This window comes from Alkalihalophilus marmarensis DSM 21297, from assembly GCF_000474275.2.
In the GTDB taxonomy this organism is placed as follows: domain Bacteria; phylum Bacillota; class Bacilli; order Bacillales; family Bacillaceae_D; genus Alkalihalophilus; species Alkalihalophilus marmarensis.
The window spans coordinates 1-521 of record NZ_ATAE01000012.1; the positions used below are offsets into that span (position 1 = coordinate 1).

At 41.5% G+C, this 521-nt stretch carries 1 pseudogene; it reads left to right on the plus strand.

Annotated features, from left to right (window positions below):
- Positions 1–521, plus strand: a pseudogene (locus A33I_RS20185) (transposase); the annotation flags it as partial.

The following is a 521-nucleotide window of genomic DNA, read 5'->3' on the forward strand; positions in this document are numbered from 1 at the left end:
GGCAATGTTCATGACTCTCGCCCTTACTTGGAACGGTTAGATCGGCAATGTACTCGATTCGATTTTAAACTAGAGGCTGTTGGACTTGATGCAGGGTATTTAACCATGCCTATTTGTCATGGACTTGACCAAAGAGGAATTATGGGTGTCATTGCTCACGAAGATTTTCGACCGTAAAAGGATTACTACCTATATGGAAGTTTACGTTTGATCATAAAACAGACACTTACATTTGTCCTCGGTCACAAGTTTTAACCTACGCAACGACAAATCGTGAAGGATATCGGTAATACCATTCCAACCCAAAGATCTGTAAAGATTGTCCGTTGCTTTCTCAATGTACAAAATCTAAAAACCATAAGAAGGTTATCACCCGTCATGTATGGGAGCATAAGAAAGAGAAGGTTCGAGAGAATCGCCTCTCACCCGAAGGAAAGACCTTTTACAAAATGAGAAAAGAAACAATAGAGCGAAGCTTTGCGGATTCAAAACAACTCCACGGGCTTCGCTACTGCCGGTTA